Consider the following 17917-nt stretch of genomic DNA (forward strand, 5'->3'; position numbering starts at 1 on the left):
GCACGACGGGCTTCAGACCTGGGCGGCGGCGCCGATACCGACTGCATTGCCCCGGTGCCGCCCATGTCCCTTCCGCGCCTGATCTGCCTGGCCTGTGCCGCCCTGCCCGCGTTTGCCGCCGCAGCCAGCGACGCTGCCCTGTCCGACGCCGCCCGCGTCGATCCGGCCCCTGCGCAGGCGGGCGTGGCGGTAATCCTTCGCATCCATGCACCGGGCACGGCACAGCCGCCGCTCCAGCGCAGCGATTCCGCCGGCGGGCGGGCGGAGCAGATCCAGGCGCTCAGTCCACCACCGCAGGAAGGTGACGCGGTGCCTGGCGTTGTGACGATCACCTACTGATGGGACGGGTCACGCTGCTGATGCTGCTGTGCGTGCTGCTGGCCGCCCCGGCCCAGGCGCTGCAGCTGTCCCGGCATGGCGTTGAACTCGCGGCCGGAGACAGCAACGACGCGCTGTGGCTGATCAACGACGAGACCACCGAATGGACCGGGCATGCCACGGTCTACCGCTGGGACCAACCGGGCCAGGGCGACACCCTGCAGCCGGCCGACGATCTCGCGGTGAGCCCGGCGCAGCTGCGCATCGCCCCGGGCCAACGGCAGCGCCTGCGGATCGTGCGGCTGGGCCCGGCACCGGACCGGGACGAGCGCGCCTACCGGCTGCTGATCGCGCCGCAGGCCGGGGCACCGCCTGGCCGCGCCGAGCGCCACTCCCTGCCCGTTTTCCTGCAGCCGGAGGCCCCGGCCCGGCCGCTGGCGCTGCAGGCCACCCTGCAGGCCCGGCCGGGGCAGCCCGCGCGGCTGAGGCTCTACAATGGCGGCAACCTGCACGCACGGCTGGCTGACCTGAGCTTCATCGATACGCAGGGGCACGACCATCTCCTGCTGCCTGGGCTGGCCGGCTATGTGCTGGCCGGCAGCGGAAGCAGCTGGCTGCTGCCCCCGCGGGACGGCGGCTATGCCGGCGGCCGGTTCCGCGCCCGGCTGGCCGATGGCAGCGAGGCCGTCCTCGCGCCCACCCCTGCCATTGCGCCAGCGGCCCTGTCCGGACTATAATCCGCCGGATGTCCTGCCGCCCTGTGCGCGGAACACCGTCCACGCCGTACGTCATCGGCGAATCCACACTTGTTGCCCCCATCCGTGCCGGGGTGCTCCGCAAGGAGTTCGGCCACGGAGGCAACAGGGAAGCCCAACCCCGGAACCATCAGCGCTTCCACGCGTCCCGCATACCTATCCCGCGGGCGGAATCGCCGGTTCCCCATCAGGAGTATTGCAATGCCCCAGGTCACCATGCGTCAGATGCTGGAAGCCGGCGTCCACTTCGGCCACCAGACCCGCTACTGGAACCCCAAGATGGCTCCGTACATCTTCGGCGCCCGCGGCAAGATCCACATCATCAACCTGGAAAAGACCGTCCCGCTGTTCAACGACGCGATGAACTTCATCTCGTCGGTTGCCCAGAAGCGCGGCACCGTCCTGTTCCTGGGCACCAAGCGCAGCGCCCGCGAAACCATCCGTGAAGAAGCCGAGCGTTGCGGCATGCCGTTCATGAACCAGCGTTGGCTGGGCGGCACCCTGACCAACTTCCGTACCGTCAAGCAGTCGGTTGCCCGCCTGAAGGAACTGGAAGCCGGTGAATCCGACGGCACCTTCGAGAAGCTGGTCAAGCACGAAGTGCTGGGCCTGCGTCGCGAGCGCGACAAGCTGGAAGCCTCGCTGGGCGGCATCAAGGACATGAACCGTCTGCCGGACGCCATCTTCGTGATCGACATCGGCCACGAAGACATCGCGATCAAGGAAGCCAAGAAGCTGGGCATCCCGGTCATCGCCGTGGTCGACACCAACTACAACCCGGAACTGGTCGACTACGCGATCCCGGGCAACGACGACGCCATCCGCGCTGTGCAGCTGTACGCCCGCGCCGCTGCCGACGCCGTGCTGGAAGGCAAGGCTGCTGCTCCGCACGCTGCTTCGGTGCGTGAAGAAGAGTTCGCCGACGCCGCTGCTGCCGAAGAAGGCAAGCCGGCCCGTCGCGCACCGGCCAAGAAGGCTGCTGCTGACAAGGGCGAAGCCCAGGCCTGATCCAGGCCCCCGGTGGGCGCCCTGCGCCCACCTGTCCTGACCGCTGCCGATGGCGCGGCGACCGGACACTGTCACACGGGCCGGCCACCATGCCGGCCCAACCCCTTTCTTTCGTGAGGTAATCCCGTGGAAATCACTGCTTCCCTGGTCAAGGAACTGCGCGAGCGCACCGGCGCCGGCATGATGGAATGCAAGAAGGCGCTGACCGAAGCCGGCGGCGACATCAACGCCGCTGCTGAAGCCCTGCGCAAGTCGGGCGCCGCCAAGGCCGACAAGAAGGCTGACCGCGTGGCCGCTGAAGGCCGTCTGGGCCTGGCCCAGGACGGCGGCAAGGCCGTGCTGGTCGAGATCAACTCGGAAACCGACTTCGTTGCCAACGACGTCAACTTCAAGAACTTCGTCGATTCCGTCGCCGCTGCCGCCCTGGCATCGGGCGCCGTTGACGCCGAAGCCCTGAAGACCGCCAAGCTGGCCTCCGGCGAAACCGTCGAAGAAGCCCGCGCCACCGCGATCCAGAAGCTGGGTGAAAACATCCAGATCCGTCGCCTGGTCAAGGTCGACACCACCGGCAACGTCGGTGCCTACGTCCACACCAACGGCAAGGTCGGCGTGCTGGTTGACCTGATCGGCGGCGACGTCGAGCTGGCCCGCGGCCTGGCCATGCACGTGGCTGCGCTGAAGCCGCCGCACAACAAGGCTGCCGATGTGCCGGCCGAGTTCGTGGAAAAGGAAAAGGAAATCGAACTGGCCAAGATGTCCGAGAAGGACAAGTCCAAGCCGGCCGACATCCTGGAAAAGATCATCGCCGGCAAGATCAACAAGATCGTCAGCGAAGTGACCCTGTACGGCCAGACCTACGTGCTGGGCGACACCACCGTCGAGCAGGTGGTCAAGGCCGCCGGCGCCGACGTGGCTGGCTTCCAGCTGCTGGTCGTCGGTGAAGGCATCGAGAAGGTGGTGGAAGACTACGCCGCCGAAGTTGCCAAGGCGATGCAGGTCTGATTCCAGCCCACCGGCTGCGAAACGACCAGAAGGAGCCGCGGGAAACCGCGGCTCTTTTTTTATGCCCGCAGGTGCGCACCGTTGGCCTGTGGGTGCGCACCGCTGGTGCGCACACCTTCTCCCCCCTGTGGGTGCGCACCGTTGGTGCGCACATCCAGAACAGGGATCTTTGCGTTATCCGCCATTCAAGCCGATACTCGACACAGGGGAATACGCAATCGCATAACAGGAACAGAAGTCGCAGACTGTGATGTATCCCTAGGTATTCTTGTCCTAATGGAATTGAACGATCCGACATGCCTCCTGAGCTGACTGCTGCCCTGGCGCTGTGCCGCAACCTGCCCTCGCCTCCCGGTATTGCCCTGCGCATCATCGAACTGGCCCAGGACCCGGAAGCGGACATCGCCACCGCCGCCGACATCATCGCCATCGACATGGCGCTGAGCGCTCGCATGCTGCGCATCGCCAACTCGCCGCTGTATGCCAGCCGGCGCCGCATCGAGAACCTCGGCCAGGCACTGACCATGCTCGGCCTCAACGCCACCATCAGCCTGGCGCTGGGCTTCACCGTCACCCAGGGCCTGACCGGTGGCAGCGGCGCAGACCACGACCTGCGCCAGCGCGCCTGGAAGCGCAGCATCCTCAGCGCCCTGGCCGCCAGCCAGCTGGGCCAGGCCCGCGGCCTGCGCCGGCTGGAAGAGCTGATGCTGGCCGGCCTGCTGCAGGACATGGGCGTGCTGTGCCTGGCCCAGGCCGAATCCGAGCGCTACCTGCCCCTGCTGCGCGAAGCCGGCGGCAACCTGGACCTGCTCGCCCGCGAGCGCGAGGAACTGGGCTGCACCCACGCCGACGTCGGCGCCTGGGTGGCCGAACAGTGGGGCCTGCCGCGCTACCTGGTGGACAGCATCCGCGTGAGCGAGTCCGAGCCCAGCACCGACAACGCGTTCCAGGCCTGCGTACAGCTCTCAGGCGCGGTCGCCGACATCTGGCTGGACGAGGATGCCGACGGCGCGCGCGAACGCGCCCTGCACGAGGTCCATGAGCGCCTGCAGCTGGACAGCGCGCGCTTCGACCAGGTGCTGGCGCGCATCAGCGACGCGCTGCCGGACATCGCCAGCCTGTTCGAGACCGGCCTCAGCTCGCCCTCCCGCGTGCGCGAGCTGATCGACCACGCGCAGGAACTGACCACCCTGCGCAACCTGCGCGAAATGCAGGATGCCGAGCAGGCGCGCCGCCGCGCCGACGAATTCGAGGCGCGGGCCAAGCGCCTGGCCGACCAGGCCCACCGTGACGCCCTCACCGGCGTGCTCAACCGCCGCCAGCTGGAAACCGTGCTCGACCAGGAGTTCCAGCGCGCCGGCCGGCATGGCTGGCCGCTGTCGGTGGCCTTCATCGACCTGGACGATTTCAAGAAGATCAACGATGCCCACGGCCACCTGACCGGTGACGAGGTGCTGCGCGTGTTCGCCAGCAAGCTGCAGGGCCAGCTGCGCAACAGCGACACCGTGGCCCGCTTCGGCGGCGAGGAATTCGTGGCACTGCTGCCCAACACCAGCGAAGCGACGGCCCTGGACGTCATCCGCCGCGTACTGGCCAGCATCGTCTCCACCCCGATGGTCGAGCTGGAGGGCGGGCCGCTGTTCGTGACCTTCTCCGCCGGGGTGGCCACCCAGGGCGGTTACGAGCGCTTTGCCGGCGTGCAGGACCTGCTGCGGGCGGCCGATGACGTGCTGTACCGCTCCAAGAACCTGGGCCGTAACCGCGTCATCGCGCGCTCGCCCGGCGAACTGGGGCATGATGAGCTGTCTGCCACCGCAGGCGCCGAACTGGGCTGAACCCGCTGCCCCGGCTGAACGGGGCAGTGCGGCCTTCTGCGCCGCAGTGCACAAAATGCTTTGGCCGCGCGCCGCATGCGCGTAGAATCCCCCGCGATTTCCACGCTCACGAGGTCCATATGTCCAAGCTCGCCTATCGCCGCATCCTTCTGAAACTGTCCGGGGAGGCGCTGATGGGAGATGAGGACTACGGCATCGACCCGAAGATCATCAACCGCCTGGCCCGTGAAGTGATCGAGGCCCAGCAGGCGGGCGCCGAAGTGGCGCTGGTGATCGGCGGCGGCAACATCTTCCGCGGCGCCGGCCTGGCCGCAGGCGGCATGGACCGCGTCACCGGCGACCAGATGGGCATGCTGGCCACGGTCATCAACGCCCTGGCCATGCAGGACGCGCTGGAGAAGCTCGGCGCCAAGGCCCGCGTGATGAGCGCCATCAAGATCAACGACGTGTGCGAGGACTACATCCGCCGCCGCGCCATCCGCCACCTGGAAAAGGGCCGCCTGGTGATCTTCGCCGCCGGCGTCGGCAGCCCGTTCTTCACCACCGACTCGGGCGCTGCCCTGCGCGCGATCGAGATCGGCGCGGACCTGCTGCTGAAGGCCACCAAGGTCGATGGCGTGTACGACAAGGACCCGAACAAGCACAGCGACGCGGTCCGCTTCGACAGCCTGAGCTACGACGAAGTGATCCGCCGCGGCCTGGAAGTCATGGATACCGCGGCCTTCGCCCTGGCCCGTGACAGCGACCTGCCGATGCGCGTGTTCGACATGGGCCAGCCGGGCGAGCTGCTGAAGATCCTCGGCGGCGCCAACATCGGCACCCTGGTCCAGGGCCGCGATCCGGCCTGAGCCTGAGCGGCAGGCGTGCTGCGGGCCGATCCAGGCCCGTCAGCGTCCCGTATTCGCCTATAATCGCCCGATTCCAGTTACATCCAGGACCCGGGCGATGCTCAACGACATCAAGAACAACGCGCAGACGCGCATGGCCAAGAGCATCGACGCTCTGAAGCACACCCTCACCTCGATCCGCACCGGGCGTGCCACTCCCGCCCTGCTGGACCGCGTCACGGTCAATGCCTACGGCAACGCCAGCACCCCGCTGAACCAGGTCGCGTCGATCTCCAACGCCGATGCCCACTCGCTGCTGGTCACGCCCTTCGACAAGAGCATGATCAAGGAAATCGAGAAGGGCCTGTACAACCACGAGTTCACCCCGAACACGCTGGGCGCGGCCATCCGCATCAACATGCCGCCGCCGACCGAAGAGCGCCGCAAGGAGCTGGCCAAGCAGGTGCAGAAGGAAGGCGAAGGCGCCAAGATCGCCATCCGCAACATCCGCCAGGACGCCAACAAGGAAGTGGCCAAGCTGGTCAAGGACAAGGCGATCAGCGAAGACGAGAAGAAGCGCGGCGAAGACGACATCCAGAAGCTGACTGACAGCAGCATCAAGGACGTCGACAAGGTCGTCGCCGACAAGGAAAAGGAACTGTTGTCGGTCTGAAGTCGATGCCTTCAGTCCCGCCTCCGTTGCCGGCCGCCCTGCCCCGCCACGTCGCCATCATCATGGATGGCAACGGGCGCTGGGCACAGCAGCGCCGCCGCCCGCGCGTGATCGGCCACCGTGCCGGCGCGCGCGCGGTCAACCGTACCATCGACCGTTGCCTTGAACTGGGCATTCCGGCGCTGACCCTGTTCGCGTTCTCCAGCGAGAACTGGGGCCGCCCGCAGGAAGAAGTCGATGCGCTGATGAAGCTGTTCCTCGGCGCCCTCGACCGTGAAGTGGACGAGCTGCATCGCCGTGGCGTGCGCGTGCGTTTCATCGGCGAGCGCGAGCGCTTCGGCGCCGGGCTGGTCAGTCGCATGCAACTGGCCGAACAGCGCACCGCCGACAACACCACGCTGACCCTGTCGATCGCCGCCAGCTACGGTGGCCGCCAGGACATCGCCCGCGCCGCCCGTGCGCTGGCCGCGGAAGTGGCTGCCGGCCGGCTGCTGCCCGAGCAGATCGACGAATCGCTGCTGGGCCGCCAGGTCGCCCTGGCCGACCTGCCGCCGCCGGACCTGTTCATCCGCACCGGTGGCGATACCCGCATCAGCAACTTCCTGCTGTGGCAGCTGGCGTATACCGAACTGTGGTTCACCGAGGCACTGTGGCCGGACTTTGATTCCGGGCAGCTGCAGCAGGCGCTGGACGCCTACGCCAGCCGTGAACGCCGCTTCGGCCTGACCAGCGCCCAGATCGCCGCCCTGGCCACCGAGACGCCCAGCCCATGACCAAGACCCGAGTTCTCGCCGCGCTGATCATGGCGCCGGTGGCCATTGCCGCGATCCTGCTGCTGCCAACCCAGTGGCTGGCTGCCGCCGCCGCCGCCGTGTTCCTGATCGGCCTGTGGGAATGGCTGAAGCTGGCCGGCATCGAAGACACCCTCGCCCGTACCGTGCTGCTGGTACTGAACCTGCTGCTGATGGTGCTGATGGTCTGGGCCGATGGCAGTTCGCTGGTGCTGTTCCAGCTGGCGACCCTGGTGGGCGTGGCCTGGTGGCTGGCGGCCCTGGTCTGGCTGCGCTTCTTCACCTTCGGCGCGCAGCCGGGCAGTCCCGCCCGCATTCTCAAGCTGCTGGCCGGCACCCTCGCCATCGTCCCGGCCTGGGCCTCGCTGGTGCTGATCCATGCCGGCGGCGATCCGCCGGGCCACAACGGCCACCTGTGGCTGCTGGCCGCGCTGGCGCTGGTGTGGGCCGCCGATTCGGGCGCCTATTTCGCCGGCCGCCACTTCGGCAGGCACAAGCTGGCCCCGCGCATCAGCCCCAACAAGACCTGGGAAGGCCTGTTCGGCGGCCTGCTGGCCGGCGTTGCCGTGGCCACGGGCCTGGGCCTGCTCGCCGGCGTGGACGTCGCGCACCTGCCGGGCCTGCTGGTCACCTCGGTGGTGGCCGTGTTCGCTTCGGTGCTGGGCGACCTGTACGAAAGCCTGATCAAGCGCCATGCCGGCGCCAAGGATTCGGGTCACCTCATTCCCGGCCACGGCGGCGTGCTGGACCGCGTCGACGGCGTGCTGGCTGCCCTGCCGGTGTTTGCGCTGGGCAAGGAAATCTTCGGATTCTGACCATGGATGCTGTTGCAGACCTGCGCCGGGTCGCCGTATTCGGCGCCACCGGCTCGATTGGCGCCTCCACGCTGGACGTGATCGCCCGCCACCCGCAGCGCTACCAGGCCACCGTGCTCGCCGCCGGCCGCCAGGTGCAGGCGCTGCTGGTCCTGTGCCGCCAGCACCGGCCCGCGCATGCGGTCATCGCCGACGAAAGCCTGTACACCGAGCTGCGCGACGGCCTGCGCGACGCAGGTCTGGCCACCGAGGCCCACGCCGGCGCCGCCGCCCTGGACCAGCTGGCCGCCAGCGATGCCTGCGACACCGTGGTGGCCGCCATCGTCGGCGCCGCCGGGCTGTCCTCGACCCTGGCCGCCGCCGCCGCCGGCAAGCGCATCCTGCTGGCCAACAAGGAATCGCTGGTGCTGGCCGGCGAACTGCTGACCCGCACCGCCGAGCGTGCCGGCGCCGAGATCATCCCGATCGACAGCGAGCACAGCGCGATCTTCCAGTGCCTGCGCTCGCGTGATGCCAGCCTGGACGGGGCCGGCGTGCGCCGGATCCTGCTGACCGCCTCGGGCGGCCCGTTCCGTGGCCGCAGCCGCGCCGAACTGGAACAGGTGACCCCGGCCCAGGCCGTTGCCCACCCGAAGTGGTCCATGGGCCCGAAGATCTCGGTCGATTCGGCGACGTTGATGAACAAAGGCCTCGAAGTGATCGAGGCGCACCACCTGTTCAAGGTGCCCGGCGAGCGCATCGAGGTGCTGGTCCACCCGCAGAGCCTGGTCCATTCGCTGGTCGAGTTCGTCGACGGCTCGACCCTGGCCCAGCTGGGCCTTCCGGACATGCGCACCACCCTGGCCGTGGGCCTCGGCTGGCCGCAGCGCATCGAATCGGGCGTCTCCGGGCTGGACCTGCTGGCCCAGGGCCGGCTCGATTTCGAAGCCCCGGACACCGAGGCCTTCCCCTGCCTGGCCCTGGCCTGGCAGGCGATGCAGGCCGGCGGCACCGCTCCGGCGGTGCTGAACGCGGCCAATGAAGAGGCCGTTTCAGCGTTTCTTCAGGGCCGGATCGGTTTCCTGAGCATTCCCGCACTGGTTGCTAACGCTCTTTCAACACTGCCGACCGAAGCAGCCGATACACTGGACGGCCTGTTGTCCGCCGACCAGCGGGCCCGCCAGTTGACCCTCAACGCCATCGACGCCGCCTGAACGCCACGCCCATACCGCATGACGCCGCTGCCATTGCCCGCCACCGTGAGCCTGCATGACTGACTTCATCGGATCGGTCTGGTGGATGATCGTCAGCCTTGGGCTGCTGGTCACCTTCCACGAGTTCGGGCACTACGCGGTGGGCCGCCTCTGTGGGGTGAAGGTGCTGCGCTTCTCGGTCGGCTTCGGCCGCCCGCTGTGGTCGCGCCGCGACAAGCACGGCACCGAGTTCGCCATCGCCGCCCTGCCGCTGGGCGGGTATGTGAAGTTCCTCGACGAGCGCGAGGTCGAGGTGCACCCGCACGAGCGCGGGCAGGCCTTCAACCACAAGACCGTCTGGCAGCGCATCGCGATCGTTGCCGCCGGCCCGATCGCCAACCTGCTGCTGTGCATCGTGCTGCTGTGGGCGATGTTCGTGATCGGCAAGCAGGATTATTCGGCCACCATCGGCCGCACCACCGGCATCGCCGCCAGCGCCGGCCTGGCCAGCGGCGACCGCGTGCTGCGCGTGGACGACCGCGACGTGGTCACCCTGGGCGATGCCAGCATGGCCCTGACCGCGGCGGCGATGGACCGGCGTGACGTGACCCTGGAAGTGCTGGACAGCAGCGACCAGGTGCGCAACCGCACGCTGCCACTGTCGCAGCTGCCGGCCGGCTTCGATGAACGCCGCGTGCCGAGCCTGGCCGGCCTGCAGTGGCAGGCATCGCTGCAGCCGGCGCAGGTGGACAGCCTGACCGCCGATTCGGCCGTGGCCGGCCTGCTGCAGCCGGGTGACCTGATCGTGGCCATCGACGGCCAGCGCATCGAAGGCGCCGACCAGGTCAGCGCGCAGATCCAGGAACTGGGCCGCCGTGGTGGCCCGGGCATGATCGAAGTACTGCGCGGTGGCGAGCGCCTGGCGCTGGAAGTGACCCCGCGCCCGGGCAAGGACGGCCAGGGCAAGCCGGTCTGGCAGATCGGCGTGGGCTTCTCCGGCGCGTTCAGCCCCGCCTACGACACCCTGATGCGCTACGGGCCGCTCGATGCGGTGACCGTGGCCGTGCGCGAAACCGGCCGACTGGCCTCCGATTCGCTGGGCATGATGGCCCGCATCGTCACCGGCAAAGCCTCGCTGCAGAACGTTTCCGGCCCGGTCACCATCGCCCGCGTGGCCAATGTTTCGGCCAAACGCGGCCTCGATTGGTTCCTGCAGTTCCTTGCGCTGCTGTCGCTGAGCCTGTGCATCATCAACCTGCTGCCGATTCCCATCTTGGACGGCGGGCACCTGCTGTATTACCTTATCGAGTTGGTCAAGGGCAGCCCGCTGAGCGAGCGTGCCATCGCCGCAGGTCAGTACATCGGCCTTGCGTTGCTGGCCGGGCTGATGGGGTTGGCGTTCTACAACGACATCCTCGGCCTGGTCCCGCGATGAACTTTTCCACGTTTTTGGCGTCTACAGCGCCGGCATCCCGTACCAATGAAATCGACCTTCCTACCGGACGTGACATGACGCGACTCCCCAATCGCCGCCTGCTGGCCCTCGCCCTCGCCGCCGTCACCGGCGCTCCCGCCCTGGCCCAGGCAGCCGAGCCCTTCACTGTCAGCGACATCCGCGTCGACGGCCTGCAGCGCATCAGTTCGGGTACGGTGTTCACCTACCTGCCGGTGGAACGTGGCGAGACGGTCACCGACAGCAAGGTCGGCGAGACCATCCGCGCCCTCTACAAGACCGGCTTCTTCGAAGACGTGCAGCTGGACCGCCAGGGCAACATCCTGGTCGTGACCGTCAAGGAACGCCCGGCGATCAACAAGCTGACCGTGACCGGCAACAAGGACATCAAGTCCGACCAGCTGCTCAAGGGCCTGTCCGACATCGGCCTGACCGAGGGCGGCACCTTCGACCGCCTGAGCCTGGACCGCGTGACGCAGGAACTGCGCCGCCAGTACAACGACCGTGGCAAGTACAACGTCGAGATCACCCCGACGGTGAGCCCGCTGGACCGCAACCGCGTGGACATCGCCATCGCGATCAAGGAAGGCAAGGCCGCCAAGATCCAGCACGTCAACCTGGTCGGTACCGAGAAGTACGCCAGCGAGGACATCCTGGAAACCTGGGAATCCAAGGAGCACAACTGGGCGTCGTGGTACCGCCGCGATGACCAGTACTCCAAGGAGAAGCTGTCCGGTGACCTGGAAAAGCTGAACTCCTGGTACCTGGACCGCGGCTACGTCGACTTCAGCATCGACTCGACCCAGGTCTCGATCAGCCCGGACAAGCGCGACATGTTCGTGACGGCCGGCGTGACCGAAGGCAACCAGTACAAGATCTCCGAGATCAAGGTCAGCGGCGACACCGTCCTGCCGCAGGAAGATGTCGAGCGCATGGTCGTGCAGCGCGCCGGCGACACGTTCTCGCGTGCGCTGCTGGAGTTCAGCTCCGACGCGATCACCAATTCGCTGTCCAACATCGGCTACGCGTTCGCCAAGGTGAACCCGATCCCGACCACCAACCGTGCCGAGCAGACCGTCGCGGTGAACATGCAGGTCGTCCCCGGCCCGCGTGTGTCGGTGCGCCGCATCATCTTCAAGGGCAACACCCGCACCTCCGACGAAGTGATGCGTCGCGAAATGCGCCAGTTCGAGAACAGCTGGTACTCGCAGGCCGCGATCGACCGTTCCAAGATCCGCCTGCAGCGCCTGGGCTACTTCGAGTCGGTGGACGTCGAAACCCCGCCGGTCAGTGGCAGCAACGACCAGGTCGACGTGGTCTACAACGTCAAGGAAACCACCTCGGGCAGCTTCGTGTTCGGTCTGGGCTACTCGCAGTCCTACGGCATGACCACCTCGGTGCAGCTGTCGCAGAACAACTTCCTCGGCGGCGGCAACCGCGTGTCGGTGGAAGCCTCGCGCAGCAGCTACCTGCAGCGTTACGGCTTCAGCTACACCAACCCGTACTTCACCGATGACGGCGTGTCGCTGGGCTACAACCTGTCCTGGCGCGAACTGGATTACTCCGACTTCAACACCGCGCAGTACAACAGCACCAATGGTTCGGCGCAGGTGGTGTTCGGCGTGCCGCTGACCGAGACCGACAGCGTTTCGCTGATGTTCGGCATCGACAGCAACCAGATTTCGACCTACCAGAACGCCACCCCGCAGTCGATCATCGACTACATCAACGCCATCGGCACCAAGACGTTCCACGCGTGGCGCACCGAACTGGGCTGGGCCCGCGACTCGCGCAACGACTACTTCATGCCGACCCGCGGTACCTACCAGCGCATCGGCCTGGAAACCACCCTGCCGGGTTCGACCGTCGAGTACTTCAAGCTGAACTACCAGATCAGCAAGTACTGGCCGATCATGCCCTCGCTGGTGATCAACACCCGTGCGGAAATCGGCTACGGCGACAGCTACGGCAAGGATTACACCCGCGACCTGTGCTACACCGCACCGACCGATGCCAACCCGAACCCGACCCAGACCGCCGACTGCAACCCGAGCTCCTCGGACTACGTGAAGACGGTGACCGCCTCGGGCCTGCCGTTCTACGAGAACTTCTACGCCGGTGGTACCAATTCGGTGCGCGGCTTCGAAGACAACACCCTGGGCCCGCGCGAGGTGACCTCGGGTTACCCGAACGGCCAGCCGCTGGGTGGCTCGGTGAAGACCGTCGGTTCGGTCGAAGCGTACTTCCCGCGCCTGTTCGACAGCCCGTCGGCACGCGTGTCGGCCTTCGTCGACTTCGGTAACGTCTACAACGGCACCAGCAACTTCAAGGCCAACGAACTGCGCGTGTCCACCGGTGTGGCCCTGCTGTGGCGTGCCCCGGTCGGCCCGATCTCGATCAGCTACGCGTTCCCGCTGAAGAAGAAGGACGGCGACGAAATCGAACGCCTGCAATTCACCTTCGGTGGCCAGTTCTAAGGAGCGAAGCTCCTCAGAACCGTGCCACCTCCGGTGAATTGCCCCCGCATTTCACCTATCCCCCGCGCCGTTGGCGCGCCCCCCTTAACAAAGGGGGGCTCTCCACCAGACGGGTTACGAAGCGCCGGGCTCTGCCCGGCGTTTTCGTTTTCGGGTGCCTGCGCGAGCGCGGCGGGCGAACTGCTTTTGATTTTTTCTGTTTTTCCGTGGCTGGCACTCGCGCCAGACTGTCGGGGGTCGGACGGGTGGGGCCGGCGGGGGTGTGAGCCGCATGGATGCGGCGACCAAGGCTACATGGACGTACTTGCGCCGTCCCCCGCTGGCCCTACCCGTCCGACCCTGCCACGGGCCTTATCCTGCAAGCCACGAGGGGCCCTGCCGTTGGCCGTGGAACCGCGCCGCATGACCGGACTGGCTCCACACGTTAAACTCCCGCCGTGAATACTCCTACCTACACCGCCCAGCAACTCGCCGATCAGTTCGGCCTGCAGGTCCATGGCGACCCCGCCACCGCCATCCGTGGCGTGGCCACCCTCGCCCATGCCGGTGCCGGCCAGCTGACCTTCCTTGCCAACCCGCGCTACCGCGCGCAGCTGGCCGACAGCCAGGCCTCGCTGGTGGTCCTGCGTGCCGAAGACGCCGAGGCCGCCCCCGGCGCCGCGCTCGTCGCCAAGGATCCCTACACCACCTTCGCCAAGATCGCCGCGCTGTTCGACGTCGCGCCGGTGCGTGAGCCGGGCATCCACCCCAGCGCGGTCATCGACCCGCAGGCCCAGGTGGCCGCCAGCGCCCACATCGGCCCGTTCGTCACCATCGGTGCGCGCAGTGTGGTCGGCGAGAACTGCATCATCGGCGCCGGCAGCATCATCGGCGAAGACTGCACCCTCGAATCCGGCTGCGAACTGATCGCCCGCGTCACCCTGGTCACCCGCGTGAAGCTCGGCAAGCGCGTGCGCATCCATCCCGGTGCCGTGCTCGGCGCCGATGGCTTCGGCCTGGCGATGGACGCCGGCAAGTGGATCAAGGTGCCGCAGCTGGGTGGCGTGCGCATCGGCGACGACTGCGAGATCGGCGCCAATACCTGCGTCGACCGCGGTGCGCTGGAAGACACCGTGCTGGCCGAAGACGTGCGCCTGGACAACCTGGTGCAGATCGCGCACAACGTGCAGATCGGCGCCCACTCGGCCATCGCCGGCTGCACCGGCATCGCCGGCAGCGCCAAGATCGGCCGTTACTGCCTGCTCGGCGGCGCCGTTGGCGTCGTCGGCCACCTGGAAATCTGCGACAAGGTCGTGATCACCGGTAAATCGGTGGTCCGCAACTCCATCACCGAGCCGGGCGAATACTCGTCCGGAACGCCCCTGACCGACAACCGCACGTGGCGAAAGAACGCCGCGCGCTTCAAGCAGCTTGATGCACTGGCCCGTCGCATCCTGTCTGTGAGCAAGGAGAAAGAATGAGCCAGCCCCAGACCCTGCCGGACATGGCACAGATCCAGACGCTGCTGCCGCACCGCTACCCGTTCCTGCTGGTCGACAAAGTGCTGTCGATCGACTACGAAGCCCGCAAGATCGTCGCCACCAAGAACGTCAGCATCAACGAGCCGTTCTTCCAGGGCCACTTCCCCAACCAGCCGATCATGCCGGGCGTGCTGATCATCGAAGCCATGGCCCAGGCCGGCGGCGTGCTGACCCAGCTCACCCTGGGCCGCGATTCGCAGTCCAAGCTGTTCTACATGGTCAAGGTCGACAAGGCCCGCTTCACCAAGCAGGTGGTGCCGGGCGACGTGCTGGAAATGCACGTCGAGATCAAGCGCGTGATCCGCAACATGGCCGTGTATGACTGCGTGGCCAAGGTCGACGGTGAAGTCGTCGCCTGCGCCGAGGTGCTGTGCGCCGGCACCCGCGATTGACCCTGTACGGAGGAACGAGATGACCGACAGCGCTCCCCTGATCCATCCCACCGCGGTGATCGATCCGTCGGCACGGCTGGCCGACGACGTCCGCGTGGGCGCGTTCACGATCATCGGTCCCGACGTCGAGATCGGCGCCGGCACCGAGGTCGGTCCGCACTGCAGCATCCACGGCCCGACCCGGATCGGCCGCGACAACCGTTTCATCGGTCACGTCGCGGTCGGCGGCGAGCCGCAGGACAAGAAGTTCGCCGGTGAACGCACCGAACTGGTGATCGGCGACCGCAACGTGTTCCGCGAGTTCGTCACCCTCAACCGCGGCACCGGCGGCGGCGGTGGCATCACCACCATCGGCGACGACAACTGGATGCTGGCGTACACGCACGTGGCCCACGACTGCCACGTCGGCAACTTCTGCGTGTTCTCCAACAACACCACCCTGGCCGGGCATGTCACCGTCGGCGACTACGTGATCATCAGCGGCTTCGCCGGTGCCCACCAGTTCTGCCGCATCGGTGCCCACGCCTTCCTCGGCATGGGCGCGCTGACCAACGGCGATGTGCCGCCGTTCACCATGGTCGGCACCGATTCGCTGGGCCGCCCGCGCGGCATCAACAGCGAAGGCCTCAAGCGCCGCGGCTTCGATGCCGAACGCATCACCGCCATCAAGCGTGCCTACCGCACCCTGTACGTGGCCGGCCTGCCGCTGGCCGAAGCCAAGCAGCAGCTGGCCGAGCAGGCACAGGCCAGCGATGACGTCCGCTCCATGCTGGACTTCATCGAGCACACCGAGAGGCACCTGCTGCGATGAGCAGCACGACCGGCCAGGCGCCGGCCGGCGCTGCCGTCATCCCGCTGGCCTCGATGGCCGGCAGCGTGCCGGCGCAGCGGGTGCTCAGCGAGCGCCCATTGCGGATCGCGCTGGTGGCCGGCGAAGCCTCCGGCGACCTGCTCGGTGCGGGCCTGGTGCGTGAGCTGAAGGCCCGCTTCCCGCATGCCGAGTTCGCCGGCATCGGCGGCGATGCCATGCGCACCGCCGGCTGCCAGACCTGGCACGACGCCAGCGAGCTGGCGGTGATGGGCCTGACCGAAGTGCTGCGCCACCTGCCGCGCCTGCTCAAGCTGCGCTCGGCGTTCCGCGAGCGTGCGCTGGAGTGGCAGCCGGATGTGTTCATCGGCATCGACGCCCCGGATTTCAACCTGGGCATCGAGCGCTGGCTGAAGCAGCACGGCATTCCCACCGTGCACTACGTCAGCCCCTCGGTCTGGGCCTGGCGCGAGAAGCGCGCGGAGAAGATCGGCAGCAGTGCCGACCTGGTGCTGTGCCTGTTCCCGATGGAACCGCCCATCTATGCGAAGCATGGCATCGATGCGCGCTTTGTCGGCCACCCGATGGCCGATGACATCCCGCTGCACGGTGACCGCGACGCAGCCCGCGCCGCGCTCGGCCTGCCCGCTTCGGCCAAGGTGCTGGCGGTGCTGCCGGGCAGCCGCCTGGGCGAGATCTCGCGCCTGGGCGAACCGTTCTTCGAAGCCGCCTGGCAGGTCTCCGAGCGGATCCCCGGCCTGCACGTGGTGGTGCCGGCGGCCAACGCCGCCTGCCGCCGCCTGATCGAGGAACAGCTGTCGCGCTCGGCGTTGCCGGTGGCGTACTCGCATGTCCTCGATGGCCAGGCACGCACGGCGATGATCGCCGCCGACGTGGTGGTGCTGGCGTCCGGCACGGCCACCCTGGAGGCGATGCTGGTGAAGCGGCCGATGGTGGTCGGCTACCGGGTCAACGAACTGACCTACCGCCTGGTGAAGGCGCTGGGCCTGATCAAGGTCGACCGCTTCGCCCTGCCCAACATCCTCGCCGCGCAGGATCTTGCCCCGGAACTGATGCAGCACGACTGCACGCCGGACAAGCTGGCCGCGGCCATCCAGCAGTGGTTCGACCACCCGCAGCGCACCGCCGACCTGCAGGGCACCTACGAGCGCCTGCACGAACGCCTGCGCCGCAATGCCTCGGCCCGTGCCGCCGACGCGGTGGGCGAGCTGCTGGTGCGCAACCAGGAAACCGCATGAGCCGTCGCGCTGCCGCTGCGGCCAGCCTGGCCCTGTTCGACGGCGCGGCAGTGGTCGAGCCCGAACGCCTGGTGGCCGGCGTCGACGAAGCCGGCCGCGGGCCCCTGGCCGGCCCGGTGGCCGTGGCCGCCGTGGTGTTCGACCCGGCACGGCCGCGCATCAACGGCCTGGACGATTCCAAGCAGCTGACCGCGGCGCGCCGCGAGCAGCTGCATGACCGCATCATTGAACGGGCCCTGGCCTGGAAAGTGGTGCTGGTGGACGTGAACGCCATCGACCGCCTGAACATCTACCAGGCCACCCTGCAGGGCATGCGCGATGTGGTGGCGGCCGTGGCCCACGTGGCCGGCTTCGCCCGCATCGATGGCAACGTCGTGCCCAAGGGCCTGGTGCTGCCGGCGCAGGCGCTGGTCGGCGGCGATGGCATCGACCGCGCGATCATGGCCGCCTCGATCCTGGCCAAGGTCTCGCGCGACCGCTACATGCAGGACCTGCACGTGCGTCACCCGCAGTACGGCTTCGACCAGCACAAGGGCTACGGCACCCCGGCCCACCTGGCCGCGCTGCGCGCGCATGGCCCCTGTGACGAGCACCGCCGCAGCTTCGCCCCGGTGCGTGAATGCCTGGACGTGCCGCAGGTTGTGGCCGCCGACATCGCGATTGCCTGAACAACGGCCGCCGGGCATGGCCCGGCGCTACCATGAACGCGTGAACGCACCGGCGGCAATCGCGCAATCGCCGTACCGTCAAGCCTTGTCGCCACCCCCTGCCCTCGCTACCCTGACCGGGCACTCCAGCGCTTCCCGACCCCG

General features: G+C 67.8%; 16 protein-coding genes and 1 pseudogene. All 17 read left to right on the forward strand.

Features of this window, described 5'->3' with window-relative positions; translation table 11 throughout:
* The first annotated feature begins 63 nt into the window (after window positions 1–63).
* The 17 genes and pseudogenes from IAE56_RS07950 to IAE56_RS08030 all read left to right on the forward strand — a co-directional run bounded on the left by IAE56_RS07950 (window position 64) and on the right by IAE56_RS08030 (window position 17773).
* Window positions 64–339, forward strand: coding sequence for a hypothetical protein (locus tag IAE56_RS07950; RefSeq protein WP_200752148.1), 276 nt, complete (start codon window positions 64–66; stop codon window positions 337–339).
* Entirely contained in the window at window positions 339–1055 is a 717-nt protein-coding gene (locus IAE56_RS07955; protein WP_200752149.1) for a fimbria/pilus periplasmic chaperone, read from the forward strand. The genes IAE56_RS07950 and IAE56_RS07955 overlap by 1 nt, the downstream gene beginning before the upstream one ends.
* A gap of 219 nt (window positions 1056–1274) precedes the next feature.
* Complete coding sequence (gene rpsB, locus IAE56_RS07960; protein WP_108768308.1) at window positions 1275–2081, forward strand: 30S ribosomal protein S2; 807 nt, start codon at window positions 1275–1277, stop codon at window positions 2079–2081.
* A gap of 126 nt (window positions 2082–2207) precedes the next feature.
* A complete protein-coding gene (gene tsf / locus IAE56_RS07965) occupies window positions 2208–3083 on the forward strand; it encodes a translation elongation factor Ts (protein WP_108768307.1) in 876 nt (291 codons plus the stop codon).
* A gap of 296 nt (window positions 3084–3379) precedes the next feature.
* Window positions 3380–4918, forward strand: a complete 1539-nt coding sequence (locus IAE56_RS07970) for a GGDEF domain-containing protein (protein WP_200752150.1) — start codon at window positions 3380–3382, stop codon at window positions 4916–4918.
* A 119-nt stretch (window positions 4919–5037) separates the two neighbouring features.
* Window positions 5038–5766, forward strand: a complete 729-nt coding sequence (gene pyrH, locus IAE56_RS07975; protein ID WP_079221256.1) for a UMP kinase — start codon at window positions 5038–5040, stop codon at window positions 5764–5766.
* A 97-nt stretch (window positions 5767–5863) separates the two neighbouring features.
* Entirely contained in the window at window positions 5864–6418 is a 555-nt protein-coding gene (gene frr, locus IAE56_RS07980; protein WP_108768305.1) for a ribosome recycling factor, read from the forward strand.
* A gap of 5 nt (window positions 6419–6423) precedes the next feature.
* Window positions 6424–7191: a polyprenyl diphosphate synthase gene (gene uppS, locus IAE56_RS07985; RefSeq protein WP_116863044.1), complete on the forward strand. Its 768-nt coding sequence runs from the start codon at window positions 6424–6426 to the stop codon at window positions 7189–7191.
* Complete coding sequence (locus IAE56_RS07990) at window positions 7188–8024, forward strand: phosphatidate cytidylyltransferase (protein WP_200752151.1); 837 nt, start codon at window positions 7188–7190, stop codon at window positions 8022–8024. The genes uppS and IAE56_RS07990 overlap by 4 nt, the downstream gene beginning before the upstream one ends.
* Window positions 8025–8026: 2 nt before the next feature.
* Window positions 8027–9217, forward strand: a complete 1191-nt coding sequence (locus tag IAE56_RS07995) for a 1-deoxy-D-xylulose-5-phosphate reductoisomerase (protein ID WP_200752152.1) — start codon at window positions 8027–8029, stop codon at window positions 9215–9217.
* Between the two features lie 55 nt (window positions 9218–9272).
* Window positions 9273–10631: an RIP metalloprotease RseP gene (gene rseP, locus IAE56_RS08000; RefSeq protein ID WP_200752153.1), complete on the forward strand. Its 1359-nt coding sequence runs from the start codon at window positions 9273–9275 to the stop codon at window positions 10629–10631.
* Window positions 10632–10705: 74 nt separating this feature from the next.
* Window positions 10706–13126, forward strand: coding sequence for an outer membrane protein assembly factor BamA (gene bamA / locus IAE56_RS08005; RefSeq protein WP_200752154.1), 2421 nt, complete (start codon window positions 10706–10708; stop codon window positions 13124–13126).
* Window positions 13127–13563: 437 nt separating this feature from the next.
* Window positions 13564–14586: a UDP-3-O-(3-hydroxymyristoyl)glucosamine N-acyltransferase gene (gene lpxD / locus IAE56_RS08010; RefSeq protein ID WP_200752155.1), complete on the forward strand. Its 1023-nt coding sequence runs from the start codon at window positions 13564–13566 to the stop codon at window positions 14584–14586.
* On the forward strand, window positions 14583–15038 hold the full coding sequence (fabZ, locus tag IAE56_RS08015) for a 3-hydroxyacyl-ACP dehydratase FabZ (protein WP_079221248.1): 456 nt from the start codon (window positions 14583–14585) through the stop codon (window positions 15036–15038). The genes lpxD and fabZ overlap by 4 nt, the downstream gene beginning before the upstream one ends.
* A gap of 19 nt (window positions 15039–15057) precedes the next feature.
* Entirely contained in the window at window positions 15058–15849 is a 792-nt protein-coding gene (gene lpxA / locus IAE56_RS08020) for an acyl-ACP--UDP-N-acetylglucosamine O-acyltransferase (RefSeq protein WP_108768298.1), read from the forward strand.
* Window positions 15850–15941: 92 nt separating this feature from the next.
* Window positions 15942–17105: pseudogene (gene lpxB, locus IAE56_RS08025) on the forward strand (lipid-A-disaccharide synthase); the annotation flags it as partial.
* Complete coding sequence (locus tag IAE56_RS08030) at window positions 17102–17773, forward strand: ribonuclease HII (protein ID WP_200752157.1); 672 nt, start codon at window positions 17102–17104, stop codon at window positions 17771–17773. The pseudogene lpxB and the gene IAE56_RS08030, both read left to right, overlap by 4 nt.
* Window positions 17774–17917 lie beyond the last annotated feature (144 nt).

Origin of the sequence: Stenotrophomonas sp. S41 (genome assembly GCF_016624625.1) — a bacterium.
Classification (GTDB): Bacteria; Pseudomonadota; Gammaproteobacteria; order Xanthomonadales; family Xanthomonadaceae; genus Stenotrophomonas.

Bases quoted from the DNA above. Each gene is read 5' to 3' on its own strand.
- uppS (WP_116863044.1), top strand. From the start codon at position 6,424: ATGCCTTCAGTCCCGCCTCCGTTGCCGGCCGCCCTGCCCCGCCACGTC.
- IAE56_RS08030 (WP_200752157.1), top strand. From the start codon at position 17,102: ATGAGCCGTCGCGCTGCCGCTGCGGCCAGCCTGGCCCTGTTCGACGGC.
- bamA (WP_200752154.1), top strand. From the start codon at position 10,706: ATGACGCGACTCCCCAATCGCCGCCTGCTGGCCCTCGCCCTCGCCGCC.
- lpxA (WP_108768298.1), top strand. From the start codon at position 15,058: ATGACCGACAGCGCTCCCCTGATCCATCCCACCGCGGTGATCGATCCG.
- IAE56_RS07955 (WP_200752149.1), top strand. From the start codon at position 339: ATGGGACGGGTCACGCTGCTGATGCTGCTGTGCGTGCTGCTGGCCGCC.
- frr (WP_108768305.1), top strand. From the start codon at position 5,864: ATGCTCAACGACATCAAGAACAACGCGCAGACGCGCATGGCCAAGAGC.
- IAE56_RS07970 (WP_200752150.1), top strand. From the start codon at position 3,380: ATGCCTCCTGAGCTGACTGCTGCCCTGGCGCTGTGCCGCAACCTGCCC.
- fabZ (WP_079221248.1), top strand. From the start codon at position 14,583: ATGAGCCAGCCCCAGACCCTGCCGGACATGGCACAGATCCAGACGCTG.
- pyrH (WP_079221256.1), top strand. From the start codon at position 5,038: ATGTCCAAGCTCGCCTATCGCCGCATCCTTCTGAAACTGTCCGGGGAG.
- IAE56_RS07995 (WP_200752152.1), top strand. From the start codon at position 8,027: ATGGATGCTGTTGCAGACCTGCGCCGGGTCGCCGTATTCGGCGCCACC.
- rpsB (WP_108768308.1), top strand. From the start codon at position 1,275: ATGCCCCAGGTCACCATGCGTCAGATGCTGGAAGCCGGCGTCCACTTC.
- IAE56_RS07950 (WP_200752148.1), top strand. From the start codon at position 64: ATGTCCCTTCCGCGCCTGATCTGCCTGGCCTGTGCCGCCCTGCCCGCG.
- IAE56_RS07990 (WP_200752151.1), top strand. From the start codon at position 7,188: ATGACCAAGACCCGAGTTCTCGCCGCGCTGATCATGGCGCCGGTGGCC.
- rseP (WP_200752153.1), top strand. From the start codon at position 9,273: ATGACTGACTTCATCGGATCGGTCTGGTGGATGATCGTCAGCCTTGGG.